Raw genomic sequence first — 18418 nt, forward strand, 5'->3', positions numbered from 1 at the left:
AAGAGGGTGCCATGCCTTCCACGCCGCAGGACGACAGGCTGGCCACGGTGCTGCGCACGGTGCGCGCGGGAAACGGGTTCGAGGAAGCGCTGGAACAGATACTCCAGATCGTCCGGCTCGGCCTGGTCGCGGAGGGCGAACGGCTGCCCGCCGAGCGGGAGCTGGCCGAGCGCCTGGGCATCAGCCGGGTCACCCTGCGCGAGGTGCTCAGGGTGCTGGCCGAACAGGGCGTCGTGGCCAGCAGGCGCGGCCGGTACGGCGGCACCTTCGTCCTCCCCCGCCCGGCGCCCGCCGGCGGCGCGGCGGCGCGGGAGCGGGTGCGCGGCACACAGGCCCCCGACCTGGAGGACACGCTCGCCTTCCGCGAGGTGCTGGAGGCGGGCGCGGCCGAACTGTGCGCCGCGCGCGGACTGTCCGCCGACGGGGCCGCGCGGCTGCGCGAGGCACTGGACGCCACCCGCGAGGCGGCGCTCAACGACTACCGCAGGCACGACACGCTGCTGCACCTGACGCTGGTGGAGCTGGCGGGGTCGCCGTCCCTGACGGCGCAGTACGCCGCCGTCCGCGCCTCCCTCAACGACCTGCTGGGCCGCATCCCGCTGCTCGTGCGGAACCTGGAGCACGCCCAGCAGCAGCACGACGGACTGGTGGCCGCCGTGCTGGAGGGGGACGGCGAGGGGGCGCGGGCGATCGCCCGCGAGCACTGCGCGGGAACGGCGTCCCTGCTGCGGGGCTTCCTGGCGTGAGGCAGGGCGCGCGCCGCATCCCGTACGCCCCGGAACGCCGCCCGCCGTCGCGGCTTGTTTCCGCACAAGGGTTGCGCCAGGCGCCCCACGCACACAAAGGTGTGCCAGCACACCATTGGCTGACGGCGGGAGTGTGGCAGATGACCGAGCAGTCCGCGTCCTGGTCCGATCCCGTGCGGGACGGCGACCCGACTCCACCCGCCGCGCCCCCGCGCCCCGACCCGGACGCCGCCTACCTGGAGCGCCGCACCCTGCGGCGCGGCAGCGCGGGCCCGCTGCTGCTGACCGGACTCGGTGTGGCCTACGTCGTCTCGGGTGACTACTCGGGGTGGAACGCGGGCCTGGCCGAGGGCGGTTTCGGCGGGCTGGCCATCGCGGCCGTCCTGATGGGCCTCATGTACACCTGCATGGTCTTCGCGCTGGCCGAGCTGTCCGCCATCCTGCCGACCGCGGGCGGCGGTTACGGCTTCGCCCGCCGCGCCCTCGGCCCCTGGGGCGGCTTCCTGACCGGCACCGCCATCCTGATCGAGTACGTGCTCGCGCCGGCCGCCATCGTCTGCTTCATCGGCGACTACGTCGCCTCGCTCGGCCTGTTCGGACTGGAGTCCGGCTGGCCCGTCTACCTGGCCTGCTTCGTGCTGTTCATCGGCGTCCACCTGTGGGGCGTCGGCGAGGCGCTGCGCTTCTCCCTCGTCGTCACCGCGATCGCCGTCGCCGCGCTGCTGGTGTTCGTCTTCGGCGCCCTCACCGACTTCCACACCAGCGGCCTCGACGACATCCCCGTGGACCACGGCGCGGCGGGCGCGAACTCGTGGCTGCCCTTCGGGCTGCTGGGCATCTGGGCGGCGTTCCCCTTCGGCATGTGGTTCTTCCTCGGGGTCGAGGGCGTGCCGCTGGCCGCCGAGGAGACCCGCGACCCGGCGCGCACGCTGCCCAGGGCGATGGCCGCCTCCATGGGCGTCCTGCTGCTGCTCGCCCTGCTCACCTTCGTCGCCGCCACCGGAGCCCGCGGCTCCGCCGCCCTCCAGGACGTCGGCAACCCGCTGGTCGAGGCGCTGGAGCCGGGCGGCGAGGCCACCGCGCTCTCCCGCGTCGTCAACTACGCGGGCCTGGCAGGACTGGTGGCGTCCTTCTTCTCCCTCATCTTCGCCGGATCCCGCCAGCTGTTCGCCCTCTCCCGCGCCGGCTACCTGCCCCGCTTCCTCTCCCTCACCAGCCGCCGCAAGGCCCCCTATCTCGGACTGCTGCTCCCCGGCGCCCTCGGCTTCGCCCTGGCCGCCGGCAGCGGTGACGGGGCCACCATGCTGAACATCGCCGTCTTCGGCGCCACCATCTCCTACGCCCTGATGTCCCTCTCCCACATCGTGCTGCGCAAGCGCGAACCCCACCTGGCGCGCCCCTACCGCACCCCCGGCGGCGTCCTCACCTCCTCGGTCGCCTTCGTCCTGGCGCTCGCCGCCCTGGTCGCCACCTTCCTGGTCGACAAGCAGGCCGCACTCATCGCGCTGCTGGTCTACGCGGTGGCCCTCGCCTACTTCGCCTTCTACTCCCGCCACCGGCTGGTGGCGGCCGCCCCGGAGGAGGAGTTCGCCGCGCTGGCGAAGGCGGAGGAAGAGCTGCGGGACTGAGCACGCTCGGCCGCGTACCCTCCCTCCTCCCCCCGTGGTCCGCGACCCCCAACCCTGGAGCAACCGTGACACCGCCCCTCATCGGCATCACCACCTACCTGGAGCCCTCGGCCCGCTGGGGCGACTGGCACCTGCCGGCTGCCCTCCTCCCCGCGGCGTACCACCGCATGGCGCAGCGCGCGGGCGCCCGCGCGCTGCTGCTCCCGCCCGACGAGGACCCCGCCGCGGTGGCCGATCTGATCTCCCGCCTCGACGGGCTCGTCACCGCGGGCGGCCCGGACGTCGACCCGGCCCGCTACCGCGCCGACCGGGACCCGCGCACGGGGCCGCCCTACCCCGAACGGGACGCCTGGGAGCTGGCCCTCACCCGGGAGGCGTTGGCCCGCGACGTGCCGCTGCTCGCGGTCTGCCGGGGCATGCAGCTGCTCAACGTCGCTCTGGGCGGCACCCTCGTCCAGCACATGCCGGCCACCGCAGCCCACCGCGGCGCCCCGGGGGTCTTCGGCACACACGAGATCAGGCCGGTCCCGGGCACGCTGTTGGCCAAGGTGCTGGACGAGGAGGAGACCGTGTCCGTGCCGACGTACCACCACCAGGCGGTGGACACGCTCGGCGAAGGGCTCGTCCCCAGTGCGCACGCCACCGGCGACCACACCGTCGAGGCCGTCGAGCTGCCGGACGCCGACGGCTTCGTGCTCGGCCTCCAGTGGCACCCCGAGGCGGGCGAGGACCTGCGCGTGATGGCCGCCCTGGTGACGGCGGCTCAGGCGCAGCGGATCAGCGGGGAGCGCTGACGCGCGGGCGGCGGGAGCACTGACGCGAGGTCAGCGGGGAGCGCTGACGCGCGGGCGCTGCGGCCGGCCCGCCGCGTGCGCGGAACGTCTGCTCAGGCCTGCGCGGCCGACAGCGCGGCGCCGAGGACGTCCGGTGCCTCGGCCAACGAGGGCCCGTACCAGGTGAGGTGCCGGCCGCTGACGAGCGCGGCGGGCGTGGCGGGGAAGGCCTCGGGGCCGTCGTCGGCCGTGAACCTGTAGGGCTCGTCGGGCAGGACGATGACGTCGGCGCGGCCGGGACCGGCGAGCTCGGGGAGCGGTACCCGCGGGTAGCGCTCGGCGTGTGCGGCGTAGACGTTGTGCACGCCCAGGTGCGCGAGCAGGGCACCGGCGAAGGTGTCCCTGCCCAGCACCATCCACGGCCGCCGCCAGACGGGGACGACGGCGCGCACGTCCAGGCGGGCGCGGGCCTCCGCCCACGCGTGCTCGGCCGCGTCCAGCCAGTCGGGGCGCGGCAGGCCGCAGCCCTCGGTCAGCACCCGGTGCAGCTCGGCGAAGCCCTGTTCCAGCGAGCGCACCTCGGTCACCAGCACACGCAGCCCCGCCTCCCGCAGGGCGCGCAGGTCCTCAGGGCGGTTCTCCTCCTCGTTCGCGAGCACCAGGTCGGGAGCCAGCGTGACGACGGTCTCGACGTCGGGGTTCTTGGTGCCGCGCACCCGGGTGACGTCGAGGCCGGACGGGTGCGTGCACCAGTCCGTCGCGCCGACGAGGAGACCGGGCGCGGTGGCGGCCACCGCCTCGGTGAGGGAGGGAACGAGCGACACGACCGACCGGCACGTCATGAGGCCCCACTCTAGGCGGGGAGCACGGGAGCACGGGAGCTCGCAGGGCATGAGACAGGACATACGCAGGGAAGGTGACGGCCTGGCAGTTCTGTTTCGTTATGGGCGGAAAAGGTACTCATGGGTGCATGGTCAGCATCGGATACTTTCTCTCCTGCGAGGAATTCGGACCCCGCGAACTGGTCCGCCAGGCACAGATGGCCGAGGAAGCCGGATTCCAGCGGCTGTGGATCTCCGATCACTTCCACCCCTGGATGGACGCGCAGGGCCAGAGCCCCTTCGTCTGGTCGGTCATCGGAGCGCTCTCCGAGGCCACCTCGCTGCCGGTGGGCACCGCGGTCACCTGCCCCACCTTCCGGATGCACCCGGCCATCGTCGCCCACGCGGCGGCGACCGCCGCCGTGCAGCTGGAGGGCCGCTTCACCCTGGGCGTCGGATCCGGTGAGGCGCTCAACGAACACATCCTCGGCCAGCACTGGCCGCCACCGGGCGAACGGCTGGCCCGCCTGGAGGAGGCCGTCGGGATCATCCGCAGGCTGCACACCGGCAAGCGCACCACCCATCACGGCACCTACTACCGTGTCGACGACGCCCGCCTCTACACGGTGCCGGAACAGCCCGTGCCGATCTCCGTCTCCGCCTTCGGCCCCAAGGCCGTCGAGCTGGCCGCACGCGTCGGCGACGCCTTCTGCACCCCCTCCCCCAGCCGCGAACTGGTCGACCGCTACCGGGACGCGGGCGGTGGACAGCGGACCGTGCAGGGCGGCATGAAGGTGTGCTGGGCACCGACCGAACAAGAGGGGCTGGACCAGGCCCACCGGCTGTGGGCCAACGAACTGCTGCCGGGCCAGATCCCCTCCACCCTGACCCGCCAGAAGGACTTCGCGGCCGCCGCGTCGCTGGTCTCACGGGACGCCGTGGCCGACCAGATGGTGTGCGGGCCCGACGCCGAGCAGCACAGGGCCCGGGTGCGCGGCTACGTCGACGCCGGGTTCGACGAGGTGTACGTCCAGCAGATCGGCTCCCGCCACGAGGAGTTCTTCCGCGTCTACGCGGACGAGGTGCTGCCCGCCTTCCACGGCGCCTGAACCCCTCGGGCGGTCGCTACTTCTCCCACGGCCGGCGCGCGGACTCCCCGCCCGCCAGCAGCTCCATCATCGTGAACAGCTTGTCCGAGAAGCCGCCGATCTCGAAGCGGTTGGGCCGGGACGGGTCCAGCGCCGAGGGCGCGTACCCGGTGGTGTTGACGCCGAAGAGCGGCACGGAGGCGGGCACCGCCTCGGAGACCGAGACGCCTAGCGCCTCCCCGCCCGGGTGGCGGAACGCCTGCATGTCCGAGACGAGCACGACCCGGTCGTGGCCTTCGTAGGCGGCCCGCAGCGCTGCCACCGTCTCGGTCCCGTGGCCGACCTCCCCCAGCCGCGCGCAGAAGGCCTCGATCGCCTTGAGGACCGCGCCGCCCGCCGGCAGCTCGTGCCGGAAGTGGCCGCTGGCGAACCCGAACATGTCCACCTGCTCACCGCGCTGGGCGAGCGTCGCCCCGACCAGCGCGCCGATGTCCGCGTGCGTGACCTTCGAGCGCGCCGAGACGGTGCCCCGCATCGAGGCCGAGGTGTCGACGAGCAGCAGCGTACGGCCCGGCAGCGCGGGGACGTTGGCGGTGGAGGCGGCCAGCGCCTGCTCCAGCGCGTGCGCCCAGCGCAGCGACGGCGCGGCACGGTAGGCGGACAGGAAGCGGTACGGGAACTGCCGCGAGCGGGCGATCTGCTCCGGGTCGGTGAGCCGGTCGATCACCTGCGCCGCCGCCTGGTCGCTGATCCCCGCGCGGTCGAGGTTGCGCAGGTTGCGCAGCTGCGCCATGAGGCCCATCGACGGCAGCACGGCCTCCCAGGCGGCGGCGTCCATCGGGCCCTGGAGCCAGCCGGCCAGGGCTTCCCAGGTCATGCCGGCGCGGGCGAGGATTCCGGGACCGCACGCGCCGGTGACCACGGACGCGCGCTCGGCCTCGGGCAGCGCCATGAGGGCGGCGCGGGCCCTGACGGTCGGCAGCGCCTCGGGGACGTGCTCGCCGCGGCCGTGCCGGCGGTCGAGCGCGTGGCGGAACAGTTCGCCCTGCCAGGGCTTGTCGGGATCCGGCGCGGCGTGCGTCAGCTCGAGCACGTCGGCGAAGCGGAAGGCGTGGCCGTCGGTGTCGTACTTCAGCAGCGCCTTCTCGGTGTAGAGGCGCCGCACCGCGTCGGCCAGTCCGCGCTTGACGGGCTTGGGTACGGCGCGGCCGAACGTGGCGGTCCAGTAGGCGAGGAACTCGCCCGGCTCGTCCGCGCGCCGGCAGGCGGCGGCCACGATGGCCCGGTTGTCCCCGTGCCGGCCCTCGGCCAGCCGCGCCCAGACGGCGTGCGCGGCGGCGACCAGCGAGGCGGAGCGCAGCTGCGCGTCGTCCCGCAGCCAGGCCACGAAGCGTGCCGTCCAGGCGCCGTCCTCGACGGCGACGGTGTGCACGAGGTCCGCGAAGCGGTTGTCGCGGTCCGCGGCCGACTCGTAGAAGGTGTCCTCGCCGACCATGTGGACGACGGCGAGCAGCACGAGCTCGGACCGGGTGTCGCGCACGTAGGCCGTGCCGCCCTCGTGGGTGGCCGTGAGCGCCGAGGGCGCACCGGAGCGCCGCTTGTTGAACTTGCTCATGATTCCCCCGCATCGCACGACTGCCGTCGGCGGGAGTTGCGCCGACGCGAGAGAACGGCATCGCGCCGGGAGCAGACGGCGCTGCACGGCGTCCACCGGAAGGCGCCCGAGGTCTCGGTGCGGCGACGGCCCGGTTCAGCCCAAGTGACGTATCCGTCGCCTGCGCACCGGGCGCTCCCCCGATGTGCCGAGCGCGCCTCCCGAGGTCGGATGCGACGACGGTGTCAGGAATCGAACCTGTGGAATCCGCCGAAGGAGTAACCGTCGTCCTCGCACCGGGAGGTGCGTTCGTTCACCCGTACGACGGTAGGCGTCCCCGCGCGGCCCGTCATGTGAATTACCGCGCCCCCGAAACGCCGGACGGCCCCGCGCCGCGTGCTCTCGCACGCGGCGCGGGGCCGTCCCGAAGGCGGGGGGGATCAGGCCGCGGCGCCGGTCACTTGACCGGGGCCAGCTTGTCCTCCATGCCCGGGTGGGAGTCCAGCCACTTGCGCGCGGACTCCTTCTCCTTGCCCTTGCCGCCGCTCTGGATCGAGGCCTCGAGGGAGCCGAGGTCGTCCTCGGACATGTGGAAGTCCTTCAGCCAGCCGTACAGCTCGGGGAAGTCCTTCTTGAAGTCCTTCTTGGCGGTGACGTGGATGTGGTCGCCCTTGCCCCAGGAACCCTTGGGGTCCTTGAGCTTCTTCAACGGGTACTTGCTGTAGACCCAGTGCGGGGACCAGGTGGTCGCCACGACCGGCTTCTTCTGCTTCACCGAACGGTCGACCTCGGAGATCATCGAGGAGGTGCTGGAGGAGACGACCTTGTACTCCTTGTCCAGGCCGTAGTCCTTGAGCACCTTCTTGAGGATCTTCATCTCGCCCGCGCTGGACTCGATGCCGGTGATCTTCCCGCCGAACATGTCGCTCTTGCCCTTGAGGTCTTCCAGCGAGTCGACGCCCTTGACGTACTCGGGCACGGACAGCTCCAGCGAGGTCGGCCCGTACCAGGAGCCCACGTCGGTCAGTCTGTCCTTGTACTTGCGCCAGTACTGCTCGTGGGTGGTGGGCAGCCAGGCGTCCGTCTGGAAGTCCATCTCGCCCTGGGCGAGCGCCGTGTAGAGCGGGCCCGGGTCGAGCTGCTTGACGTTCGGCTTGTAGCCGCGGTCCTCGAGGATGTTCTGCCACAGGTAGGTCGTCGCGATGGCCTCGTCCCAGGGGAAGTACCCCATCTGGACGGCCTTGCCTGCGCCCTTGCCCTGCTTCTTCTCGCCGCCGGGGGTCGGCGCCATCTTGTCGACGAAGCCCGGGTGGTCCTTGAGCCAGTCCTTGACGGCCTTCTGCTCCTGGCCCTTGCCCGCGCCCTGGATCTTGTCCTCCAGGGAAGTGAGCTGCTTCTCCGTGAGGTGGAAGTTCTTCAGCCAGCTGGCGACGACCGGGTTGTCCTTGGCGAAGCCCTTGCGGCCGACGTTGTAGAGCTTCTCGCCCTTGCCGAACGCGCCCTTGGGGTCCTTCAGCTTGGTCAGGTCGTAGGCGTTGTAGGCCCAGTGCGGGGACCACAGCGTGACGACGACCGGCTCCTTCTTCTGAATGGAGCGCTTGAGCTCGGAGAGCATCGAGGAGGTGCTGGAGGAGACGACCTTGTACTCGCCCTCCAGGCCGTAGTCCTTGAGGACCTTCTCCTTGAGGATCTTCATCTCACCGGCGCTGGACTCGATACCGATGATCTTGCCGTTGAACTTCTTGCCCTTCCCCTTGAGGTCCGCCAGGGACTTCACGCCCTTGACGTAGGAGGGGACGGTCAGTTCCAGCGAGGTGGGACCGTACCAGTCGCCGAGCTTCTCCATCTTGGAGCCGTACTTGTCCCAGTACTGCTGGTGCGTGGTGGGCAGCCAGGCGTCCGTCTGGAAGTCCGTCTCGCCCTGGGCGAGGGAGGTGTAGAGCGGGCCCGCGTCCAGCTGCTTGAGGTTGGGCTTGAAGCCGCGCTGCTCCAGCACCTCCTTCCACAGGTAGGAGGTGGCGATGCCCTCGTCCCAGGGGATGTAGCCCATGTTGAGCTGCTTGCCCTTGCCGACGTTCGTGCTGCCGGAGGCCTGCTCCTTGGAGCCGGAGTCGGCGAAGTTCATGCCGCCGGCGACCAGCGCGAGGACGACGACGCCGCACAGCGCGACGGCCGAACCGGGCTTGTAGCGCACGAAGCGCATCCGGCCCATCATCGCGGTCGCCTTCGCCGCGGCGCGGCGGCCGAGCGGCGAGACCCGCAGGTTGAGGGCGCCGGTCATCCGGTCCAGGTACATGGCCAGGATGACGACGGCGACGCCCGACTCGACGCCCAGACCGATCTGGACCTGGGTGACGGCCGCGTAGACCCGCTCACCGAGGCCGGGAGCACCGGCCATACCGGCGATGACGACCATGGAGAGCGCGAGCATGATGACCTGGTTGACACCGGCCATGATCGTCGGCAGCGCCAGCGGGAACTGCACGCGCGTGAGCGTGTGCTTGGGCGTGGTACCGAACGCCTCGGCGGCCTCCACCAGCTCTCCGTCGACCTGCCGGATGCCCAGTTCGGTCATCCGGACGCCGGGCGGCATGGAGAAGATGATCGTCGCCAGCAGACCCGGGGTCGTACCGACGGAGAAGAACATGACGCCGGGGATCAGGTAGACGAAGGCCGGCATCGTCTGCATCACGTCGAGCACCGGGCGCACCGCGGCGCTGACCGACTTCTTGCGCGCCGCCCAGATGCCGGTGGGCACCGCGATCACGATGGTGATGACGGCGGCGGCCAGGACGAGCGAGAGCGTCTGCATCGCCTCGTCCCACAACTGGAACATGTCGATGAGCACGAAGCCGACGAAGGCGATGACACCGGCGGACAGCCCGCGCAGCCAGAACGCGATGACGGCGAAGATGCCGGCCAGCAGCAGCGGCTCGCCGCCGCCCAGTACGGCGTTGATCCCGTCGTACAGCCCGGTCAGAACCGTGTTGATGAAGTCGAAGAGCCAGCCGAGGTGCGTCTGCAGCCAGTCGACGGCGTCCTCGACCCAGTTTCCGGGGTGGAACTCAGGCACGTGCTCTCACCCCGGCGCCCTTGCTCGTCTCCTGGGGCGCGGTGCCGGCGGCGGGTACCGCGGCGGCCGCGTCCACGCGGGGTTCCTCGGCGAGGGCGGCCAGCAGCCGCTCCCGGTCGACCACGCCGACGGGGGTGCCCGCCTCGTCGGTGACGATCATCGCGTCCTCGCTGGTGGAGAACGGGGTGAACAGCTCGGCGAGCGGGGTCTCCGCGGTGACCGTCGGCGCCTTGCCGAGCCCGCGGCCCTGCGCGGCGGCCGCGTCGGCCTTCGCCTCGTCCATGATCGAACCCGCGGTCAGCACGCGCGAACGGTCCACGTCCTGGATGAAGGAGGCGACGTAGTCGGTGGCCGGGCGGACCAGGATGTCCTCGGCGGTGCCGATCTGGACGATGCGCCCGTCGCGCATGACGGCGATGCGGTCGCCCAGGCGCATGGCCTCGTTGAGGTCGTGGGTGATGAAGACGATGGTCTTCTTCAGCGTCTTCTGCAGCTGGAGGAGCTGGTCTTGCATGTCACGGCGGATCAGCGGGTCCAGGGCGCTGAACGACTCGTCCATCAAGAGCAGGTCCGCGTCGGTGGCCAGCGCGCGGGCAAGGCCGACCCGCTGCTGCATACCGCCGGACAGTTCGTCGGGCCAGGACGTTTCCCAGCCCTTGAGCCCGGCCAGTTCCAGTGCCTCGGTGGCGCGCTTGTCGCGCTCCTCACGCGGGACGCCCTGCACTTCGAGGCCGTAGGCGGCATTCTCCAGCACGCTGCGGTGGGGGAAGAGCGCGAAGTGCTGGAACACCATGCTGATCTTGTGGGCTCGTACCTCGCGCAGCTCGCGCGCGGGGAGCGCCGTCAGGTCCTCGCCGTCGAACAGGACCCGTCCCGCGGTGGGCTCGAGGAGGCCGTTGAGCATCCGCAGCAGCGTGGACTTACCGGAGCCTGACAGCCCCATGACCACGAATATCTGCCCCTCCTCAACCTCGAAGGAGGAGTCGATCACGGCGGCGGTCGTGCCCTGGGCACGCAGTTCCTCGCGGTCGGTGCCGGCTTCCAGCCTGGCTACTGCCTGGTCCGCTCTCCTCCCGAACACTTTGTACAGGTGTTCGGCTCTCAGCCTGGACACATTCACCTTCTTGTCTTGACAACAGGTACCGGCACACCCCCACGCTTCGGTTCGAGCGGTGTGAATCGCTGCAAACGGTGCATACCGGAAAGATGCACTCTACACGAAGGCCTTGCCAGGGTGCTCCTGCTCGAAACTTCAACTTCCAAACCGGTAGTGACGCGCTTCATACCGGCAAAAATGGACGCACCGCCTCCGCTCACGCCCCACCCACCCCACGCCCCCGGGGAGACCCTTCCGCGCCACGCACACGCTGTCGGCGCCATGCGGCATCATCGGGCCGTGACCACCACTCCGGCGAACTCGACAGACACAGCGAACTCGACAGACACAGCGGAGACCCCCGAGAGGCCCGGTGGCCCCCGGCTGATGCTCCTGGACACCGCCTCGCTCTACTTCCGCGCCTACTTCGGCGTCCCCGACAGCGTCCGCGCCCCCGACGGCACCCCCGTCAACGCCGTGCGCGGACTGCTCGACTTCATCGCAAGGCTCGTCCACGACCACCGGCCCGACGCACTGGTGGCCTGCATGGACGCCGACTGGCGCCCCCAGTGGCGGGTGGATCTGATCCCCTCCTACAAGGCCCACCGCGTCGCCGAAGAGGTCGAGGGCGGCCCTGACGCGGAAGAGACGCCCGACACCCTGGGGCCCCAGGTCCCCGTGATCGAACAGGTGCTGGACGCCGTGGGGATCGCCCGCCTCGGCGCCGCGGGGTACGAGGCCGACGACGTGATCGGCACCCTGGCGACCCGTGCCGCGGGCCCCGTCGACATCGTCACCGGCGACCGCGACCTCTTCCAGCTCGTCGACGACGCGCGCGCGGTCCGCGTGCTCTACCCCGTCAAGGGCGTCGGCAGCCTCGACGTCTACGACGGCGCCGCGCTGGCCGCGAAGTACGGGGTCGACGGCGCCGGCTACGCGGGCCTGGCGGTGCTGCGCGGCGACCCGAGCGACGGCCTGCCCGGCGTGCGCGGCATCGGCGAGAAGACCGCGTCGAAGCTGCTGGAACAGTACGGCGACCTCGACGGCATCCGCGCCGCCGCCGCCGACCCGGTCTCCCGGCTCACCCCGGCGCAGCGCACCAAGCTCACGGAGGCCGCCGCCTACCTGGACGTCGCACCCGCCGTGGTGCGGGTCGCCAGGGACGTGGCGCTCCCCGGCGCCGACCTCGCCCTGCCCCGGACCGCACGCGAGAAGGACCGGCTGGCGGAGCTGGCCGAGCGGTGGGGGCTCGGCGGATCGCTGCAACGGCTGCTGAACACGCTGGCGGGCTGACCTGCCGGGCCGGGCCTTCGATGATCATGCGGGCACGCGTCTGTTAAGTTAGGCATACCTAAGTTACGGTCTCTCCGTTGTGCCCTCTGCCCGTGCCCGCATCCGTCCATGGAGGCCCCGTGCCAGACCGCCAGGCCAGTCCAGCCCGCCCGGCCCGCCGGAAGCCACAGCTCCACCACGCCCGCGTGGCCCGCACCGAACAGCTGACCCCGCACATGGTGCGGGTCGTCCTCTCAGGCGAGGGCCTGACGGACTTCCCCCCGCTGGAGCACACCGACCACTACGTCAAACTGCTCTTCCCTGTCCCCGGGGTCACCTACCCGCAGCCGTTCGACATCGAGCGCATCCGCGCCGAGCTGCCGCGCGACCAGTGGCCCGCCATGCGCACCTACACCGTGCGCGCCTGGGACCCGGCCACCGGCGAGCTGACGATCGACTTCGTCGTCCACGGGGACGAGGGCCTGGCAGGCCCCTGGGCACGGTCGGCGGCCGCCGGCGACGAGGTGTACTTCCTCGGCCCCGGCGGCGCCTACTCCCCCGGCCCCGAAGCGGACTGGCACCTGCTCGTCGGCGACGAGAGCGCGCTGCCCGCCATCGCCGCCTCGCTGGCCCGGGTACCCGAGGGAGCGCCCGTGCGGGCCTTCATCGAGGTCGCCGGGGTGGAGGAGGAACAGCCACTGGCCGCGCCGCCCGGCGCCGAGGTCGTCTGGCTGCACCGGGGCACGGCGCCGGTCGGCGCACGCCTCGTCGCCGCCGTGAGGGAACTGGACTTCCCCGAGGGACGCGTCCTCGCCTTCGTCCACGGCGAGGCGGGGTTCGTCAAGGAACTCCGCGGCCACCTGCGCCTCGAGCGCGGCATCGCCAGGGAGCAGCTGTCCATCTCCGGGTACTGGCGCCTCGGCGCGGACGAGGACAACTGGCAGGCCTCCAAGCGCGAGTGGAACGCCCAGGTCGAGGCCGAGCAGGAGGGCCAGACCTCCGCCGCGTGACCGTCGGAGCGGGGGCGCTCCGACGGAGCGGTGCTCCGGGCCGCGGGCGGGTCCGGGCCCGGACCCGGATCCCCGGTATTCCGGAGCGACGCCGGGCCCGGCCCGGTCGGCGATCGTGGGTTGCCGGCCGCGGCGAGCTACGCGTCAGCCGGCATTGCCGTCGGCTTTCCCTGCGGGGCTTCCGCCGGGAAGGGGGTGCCACGGCTCGTCGTGTGCGGTGTGCGGGTGAGTTGTGGCTTGGCGCGCCGTTCCCCGCGCCCCTGCGGGGCGCGCGGCCCGCGGGGGTGCGGCCCGCCCGAGACAGCGCGGGCGGGCCTCAGCCGACGCTGGAGTAGGCCACCACGCCCCGCAGCATGCCGTCGATCGCCTTGCGGGCGTTCTTGGCCACCGTGCCCGACGCGGGCGCCGCGGCGGCCAGTTGCCCCAGCACATCGATGACCTGCTTGCACCAGCGCACGAAGTCACCCGCGGGCATGTCGGCCTCGCGCAGCACCTCGTCCAGCCCCTGGCCCTCCGCCCAGCGGTAGGCGGCCCAGGCGAAGCCGAGATCCGGTTCGCGCTGGCCGACGCCCTCGGCGGCGCTGAGGCGGTGATCCTCCTCCAGCGCGTCCAGCCGCCCCCAGATACGCACCATCTCGCCCAGCGCGGCGCGAGCCCGGCCGCCGGGCATCTTGGGCGGCAGCGCGTCGTCCCCGTTGCGCGCCTCGAAGACCAGAGCGGACACGCAGGCGGCCAGCTCCGCGGGCGGAAGCCCCTCCCACACGCCCTCGCGCAGGCACTCGGAGGCCAGCAGGTCCAGCTCGCCGTAGAGCCGGGCCAGCACCCGCCCGTCGTCGGTGACGTGGTCGCCCGTCAGGTAACCGAGGTCGGAGAGCAGCGAGTAGACCCGGTCGAAGGTGCGCGCGATGGTGTTCGTCCGCCCCTCGATGCGCCGCTCCAGCTGGCGGGTGTCGCGCCGCAGCCGCTGGTAGCGCTCGGCCCATCGGGCGTGGTCCTCGCGCTCGTCGCAGCCGTGGCAGGGGTGCTGGCGGATGGCCTTGCGCAGCCGCTCGATCTCGGGGTCGTCAGCGGCGGCCGAACGCTGCTTGCGGTGCCGCTCGGGCACGTGGTGGCCCGCCTTCGTGCGCAGCGCCGAGGCCAGATCGCGGCGCGACTGGGGGCTGCGCGCGTTGAACGACTTGGGGATGCGCATCCGCTCCAGCGGCTCGACGGGGACCGGGAAGTCGATCGGCCCCAGCCGCTTGACCTGCCGCTGCGCGGTCAGCACCAGCGGCCGCGGCCCCTCGCTGCCCGCACCGCCGTCGTACCCCCTGCGGTGCCCCGAGCCCCGGCCGCCGCCCGCCCCCGGGTCCAGCACGAGGGCGAGCCCCGCGAACTTGCCGGTCGGCACGTGGATGACGTCACCCGGCTTGAGCCGCTCCAGCGCGGCGGCGGCCTGCGCCCGGCGCTGGTTGGCGCCCTGCTTGGCCAGCTCGGTCTCACGGTCCTTGAGCTGCCTGCGCAGCCCCGCGTACTCCTCGAAGTCGCCCAGGTGGCAGGTCATGGAGGCGCGGTAGCCCGCCAGCCCCTCCTCGTTCTTCTGCACCTGCCGGGAGATGCCGACGACCGAGCGGTCGGCCTGGAACTGCGCGAACGACGTCTCCAGCAGCTCACGCGAGCGGTGCCTGCCGAACTGCGAGACGAGGTTGACCGCCATGTTGTACGACGGCTTGAAGGAGGAGCGCAGCGGATACGTCCGCGCGCCCGCCAGGCCCGCGAGCGCGCCCGGGTCCATGCCGCGCTGCCACAGCACCACGGCGTGGCCCTCGATGTCGATGCCGCGCCGGCCCGCGCGCCCGGTCAGCTGGGTGTACTCGCCCGGGGTGATGTCGGCGTGCTGCTCGCCGTTCCACTTGACGAGCTTCTCCAGCACCACCGAGCGGGCCGGCATGTTGATGCCCAGCGCCAGCGTCTCGGTCGCGAAGACCGCCTTGACCAGCCCGCGCACGAACAGTTCCTCGACGACCTCCTTGAAGGTGGGCAGCATGCCCGCGTGGTGCGCGGCGATGCCCCTCTCCAGGCCCTCGAGCCACTCGAAGTAGCCCAGGACGTGCAGGTCCTTGTCGGGGATGTCCTTGGTGCGCTCCTCGACGAGCTCGCGGACCTTCGCCCGGGCCGCGTTGTCGTTCAGCCGCAGCCCGGAGTACAGGCACTGCTGGACGGCGGCCTCGCAGCCCGCGCGGCTGAAGATGAAGGTGATCGCCGGGAGCAGCCCCTCCGCGTCCAGCCGGTCGATGACCTCGGGCCGGCTCGGCGTCCAGATCCGGGCGCGCTGGCGGCGCTCCCGCTCCCGGTCGGCCTCCCGCTGGGGCCGTCCTCTGCGGCGGTCGCGGGGCAGCCTGCTGTTCTCCATCCGGGCCATGCGCACCAGGTCGGGGTTGACCTCGCGCTTGTCCCGCGACTCCTCGAACAGGTCGTACATCCGCCGTCCGGCCAGCACGTGCTGCCACAGCGGCACCGGACGCTCCTCGGAGACGATCACCTGGGTGTCGCCGCGCACGGTGTCCAGCCAGTCACCGAACTCCTCCGCGTTGGAGACGGTCGCCGACAGCGACACCAGGGTCACCGACGCCGGGAGATGGATGATCACCTCTTCCCACACGGCACCGCGGAAGCGGTCGGAGAGGTAGTGGACCTCGTCCATGACGACGTGGCCGAGGCCCAGGAGCGACTTGGAGCCCGCGTACAGCATGTTCCGCAGCACCTCGGTCGTCATCACGACGACCGGCGCCTCGGAGTTGACGCTGTTATCACCGGTCAGCAGGCCGACCTTGTCGGAGCCGTACCGCTTGGCCAGGTCGTTGTACTTCTGGTTCGACAGCGCCTTGATGGGCGTCGTGTAGAAGCACTTGCGGCCCTGGGTGAGGGCCAGGTGGACGGCGAACTCGCCCACGATGGTCTTGCCTGAACCGGTCGGCGCGGCGACCAGCACTCCCTTTCCTGCTTCGAGGGCTTGGCACGCCTCTATCTGGAAGGGGTCCAGATCGAAGTCGTACATGTCACGGAAGGGGGCGAGAGCGGTGGCCTGCTCCGCGGCTCGCTCGCGCGCCGCCGCGTACCGCTCCGCTGGGGACAGATCCTCGGTCATCGTATGTACGAGCCTACCGGCCACCACCGACACAACTCACGATCTTTACCGGCTGATGGCATGTGGACGCGGCCCGGGCCGCACGACCGGTCAGGGAGCGGCCTCCCCCGGCGCCCGGGGCCGCAGCGGGCGAGCGGCCGTGCCGCGCCCGTCACAGCCTGCCGGAGGCCGCGCCGCACCGGTCACAGCCGGCCGGCGGCCCTTCCGCCCCGGTCACAGCCGGCCGGCAGCCGGTGGTCGCTCAGGTGATGTCGTCGTAACCGCCGCGCCGGGGTCCTTCGCCGTTGCCCGTGTCACCGCCGGTGTCGGGTTCGGCGGCCGGGCGGGGCGCGGGCAGGCCGTCGGAGGCGCCGACGGTCTCCGGGGCGTGGTCGAGCGGGGCGGCCTCGTCGTCGTCGAGACCGGCGTAGGGGTTGTCGCGCTTGCGCCTGCGGTCGTTGAACAGGCAGATGCCGACCGCGCTGAAGTACAGCGCCACGATCGGCGCGGCGAGCGCGACCATCGTCAGCGGATCACCCGTGGGGGTGGCGACGGCGGAGAACACGGTGATCCCGATGACCATGCCGCGCCACCAGCCCAGGAGCCGCTTGCCGGTCAGCACGCCGCCGAAGTTCAGCAGGACGAGCAGCAGCGGCAACTCGAAGGCGAGACCGAAAACGATCACCAGACGGGTGACGATGTTGAGGAAGTCGTCGAGCGGGATGAGGTTGCCCGCACCCTCGGGGCTGAAGTCCAGCAGCGTCTCGGCGGCCTTCGGCAGGATCAGGTAGGCGAGGTAGGCCCCGGCCACGAACAGCGGCACACCGGCGCCGACGAAGGAGCGCGCGTACCGCTTCTCGTGCTTGTGCAGCCCGGGCGCGAGAAAGCCCCACAGCTGGTGGAGCCAGACCGGCGAGGCGATGACGACGCCCGCGGTCAGCGCCACCTTCAGCATGATCGTGAAGGGGGCGATCAGGCCGTTGATGGTGATTTCGGCGCAGGTCTCGCCCTCCTTGGCGGCCTCTCCGAAACCCTTGCTGCAGCCGACCGACTCCCGCACCGGGTTCATCAGGAAGTCGGCGATCTGCTTGTAGTAGATCATCGCCACGATCGTGACGACGAGGATGGCCAGCACCGACTTCATGAGACGGTTGCGCAACTCCCGCAGGTGGTCCGCGAGCGGCATGCGCCCCTCGGGGTCCTTCTGCTGTTGACCCTGCTTACGGGCAGACTTGAGCAACCCTCATCCTCGGTCTCGAAGTGTCGGATACAGCGTTCTCCGCCGCCGCTCGGCCGGCACCGGGCGACGGACGGGAAGAGGGTCGGCGCGCCCGGCCGGCCGCTCAGCCCTGCTTGGCCTGGTCGGCCGGCTCGGAGACGGGGCGCGAGGTCGTCACGTCGCCCGGCGCCGCCTGGATGGTCTTCGCCGTCGACTGGCTCGCGTCGCCACGCTTGTCCGCGTCGCTGTCGGAGGAGGAGCCTTCCTTCTTCATCTGCTTGGCTTCGCTCTTGAGGATGCGGGCCGACTTGCCGAGCGAACGGGCCATGTCCGGGAGCTTCTTGGCGCCGAACAGCAGCAGGATGACAAGGAGAATCAGAACGATCTCCATGGGCTTCAAACCTGCGATCATGTGCCACTACCTTCTCGCCGGGCGGCGGGTTGCTGTACCTGCCGGATGAATCGGACTGGCTGCATCGTGCTGACGTGCCGAATCGATCGTAACCCTGCGGAGTGAACACCGGGCAATCCCCGTGCATCGACCCGATTGCGCGCTCCAGGCCGCATCGACGCGACATCAGGCAGCCTACCGCTCCTCCGCGCTCACCTGGAGACCGCCTTGTACGGCGGCGATGTCAGCGGCGCCGCCCGTGCCCCTGCGGCTCCCTTGCCTCCGGGTCCTCGGCGCCGCCCGTGCCGTGCCCGCGGCCACCGCGTGCCGCCAGCGGCAGCGCCGCGCGCTCCAGGTTCTCCGCCGCCCGTGTGATCCGCTCCGAGCTGTCGCCGACGGCGCGCGAGAAGCGCCGCACCTCCAGTCCCACACGGACGGCGAGGACCCCGAGAACGGCGATCCCGCAGAACGCGAGCGCCAGGAAGAACATCGGCCAGAGCATGCCCGCCAGCTTAGGCCGTCACCGAAGGCCTGCCGAATCACCGCTTCCGCCTGCGGGCAGCCGCCGCCTCCGGGTGCCGAAACGCCAGGGGGCGAGTGC

General features: G+C 71.6%; 14 protein-coding genes. 6 read left to right on the plus strand and 8 right to left on the minus strand.

The features are described 5' to 3' along the window. Positions 1–11 precede the first annotated feature (11 nt). From MMF93_RS05725 to MMF93_RS05735, 3 genes are all read left to right on the plus strand, one after another. Positions 12–746, plus strand: a complete 735-nt coding sequence (locus tag MMF93_RS05725) for a FadR/GntR family transcriptional regulator (protein ID WP_242749964.1) — start codon at positions 12–14, stop codon at positions 744–746. 140 nt (positions 747–886) lie between these two features. Next, positions 887–2374, plus strand: a complete 1488-nt coding sequence (eat, locus tag MMF93_RS05730) for an ethanolamine permease (protein WP_242749965.1) — start codon at positions 887–889, stop codon at positions 2372–2374. 65 nt (positions 2375–2439) lie between these two features. Then, complete coding sequence (locus tag MMF93_RS05735) at positions 2440–3168, plus strand: gamma-glutamyl-gamma-aminobutyrate hydrolase family protein (RefSeq protein ID WP_242749966.1); 729 nt, start codon at positions 2440–2442, stop codon at positions 3166–3168. Between the two features lie 92 nt (positions 3169–3260). Here MMF93_RS05735 and MMF93_RS05740 read toward each other — a convergent pair whose 3' ends face one another. After that, positions 3261–3989, minus strand: coding sequence for a helical backbone metal receptor (locus tag MMF93_RS05740; RefSeq protein ID WP_242749967.1), 729 nt, complete (start codon positions 3987–3989; stop codon positions 3261–3263). Between the two features lie 128 nt (positions 3990–4117). On the opposite strand from MMF93_RS05740, the gene MMF93_RS05745 reads away from it, so the two are divergent. After that, positions 4118–5077, plus strand: coding sequence for a TIGR03557 family F420-dependent LLM class oxidoreductase (locus tag MMF93_RS05745; protein ID WP_242749968.1), 960 nt, complete (start codon positions 4118–4120; stop codon positions 5075–5077). A gap of 16 nt (positions 5078–5093) precedes the next feature. Here the strand turns inward: MMF93_RS05745 and MMF93_RS05750 are convergent, their stop codons facing one another. The 3 genes from MMF93_RS05750 to MMF93_RS05760 form a co-directional block, all read right to left on the minus strand. Beyond that, positions 5094–6671: a TROVE domain-containing protein gene (locus MMF93_RS05750; protein ID WP_242749969.1), complete on the minus strand. Its 1578-nt coding sequence runs from the start codon at positions 6669–6671 to the stop codon at positions 5094–5096. A 436-nt stretch (positions 6672–7107) separates the two neighbouring features. Next, entirely contained in the window at positions 7108–9723 is a 2616-nt protein-coding gene (locus MMF93_RS05755; RefSeq protein WP_242749970.1) for an ABC transporter permease/substrate binding protein, read from the minus strand. Next, complete coding sequence (locus MMF93_RS05760) at positions 9716–10837, minus strand: quaternary amine ABC transporter ATP-binding protein (RefSeq protein WP_242749971.1); 1122 nt, start codon at positions 10835–10837, stop codon at positions 9716–9718. Before MMF93_RS05760 ends, MMF93_RS05755 begins: the two co-directional genes overlap by 8 nt. 369 nt (positions 10838–11206) lie before the next feature. On the opposite strand from MMF93_RS05760, the gene MMF93_RS05765 reads away from it, so the two are divergent. Continuing rightward, a complete protein-coding gene (locus MMF93_RS05765; RefSeq protein WP_242757285.1) occupies positions 11207–12112 on the plus strand; it encodes a 5'-3' exonuclease in 906 nt (301 codons plus the stop codon). A 119-nt stretch (positions 12113–12231) separates the two neighbouring features. Beyond that, on the plus strand, positions 12232–13101 hold the full coding sequence (locus MMF93_RS05770) for a siderophore-interacting protein (protein WP_242749972.1): 870 nt from the start codon (positions 12232–12234) through the stop codon (positions 13099–13101). Positions 13102–13417: 316 nt separating this feature from the next. Here the strand turns inward: MMF93_RS05770 and MMF93_RS05775 are convergent, their stop codons facing one another. The 4 genes from MMF93_RS05775 to MMF93_RS05790 form a co-directional block, all read right to left on the minus strand. Then, positions 13418–16228 (minus strand): DEAD/DEAH box helicase, encoded by a 2811-nt coding sequence (locus tag MMF93_RS05775; RefSeq protein ID WP_242749973.1) that lies wholly within the window; start codon positions 16226–16228, stop codon positions 13418–13420. A gap of 241 nt (positions 16229–16469) precedes the next feature. Continuing rightward, on the minus strand, positions 16470–17447 hold the full coding sequence (tatC, locus tag MMF93_RS05780) for a twin-arginine translocase subunit TatC (protein WP_242749974.1): 978 nt from the start codon (positions 17445–17447) through the stop codon (positions 16470–16472). A gap of 103 nt (positions 17448–17550) precedes the next feature. Then, positions 17551–17838 (minus strand): Sec-independent protein translocase subunit TatA, encoded by a 288-nt coding sequence (tatA, locus tag MMF93_RS05785; RefSeq protein ID WP_242749975.1) that lies wholly within the window; start codon positions 17836–17838, stop codon positions 17551–17553. A gap of 223 nt (positions 17839–18061) precedes the next feature. Then, complete coding sequence (locus MMF93_RS05790; RefSeq protein ID WP_242749976.1) at positions 18062–18319, minus strand: hypothetical protein; 258 nt, start codon at positions 18317–18319, stop codon at positions 18062–18064. Between the last annotated feature and the right edge of the window lie 99 nt (positions 18320–18418).

The organism is Streptomyces tubbatahanensis (assembly GCF_022699385.1).
Lineage (GTDB): Bacteria > Actinomycetota > Actinomycetes > Streptomycetales > Streptomycetaceae > Streptomyces > Streptomyces diacarni.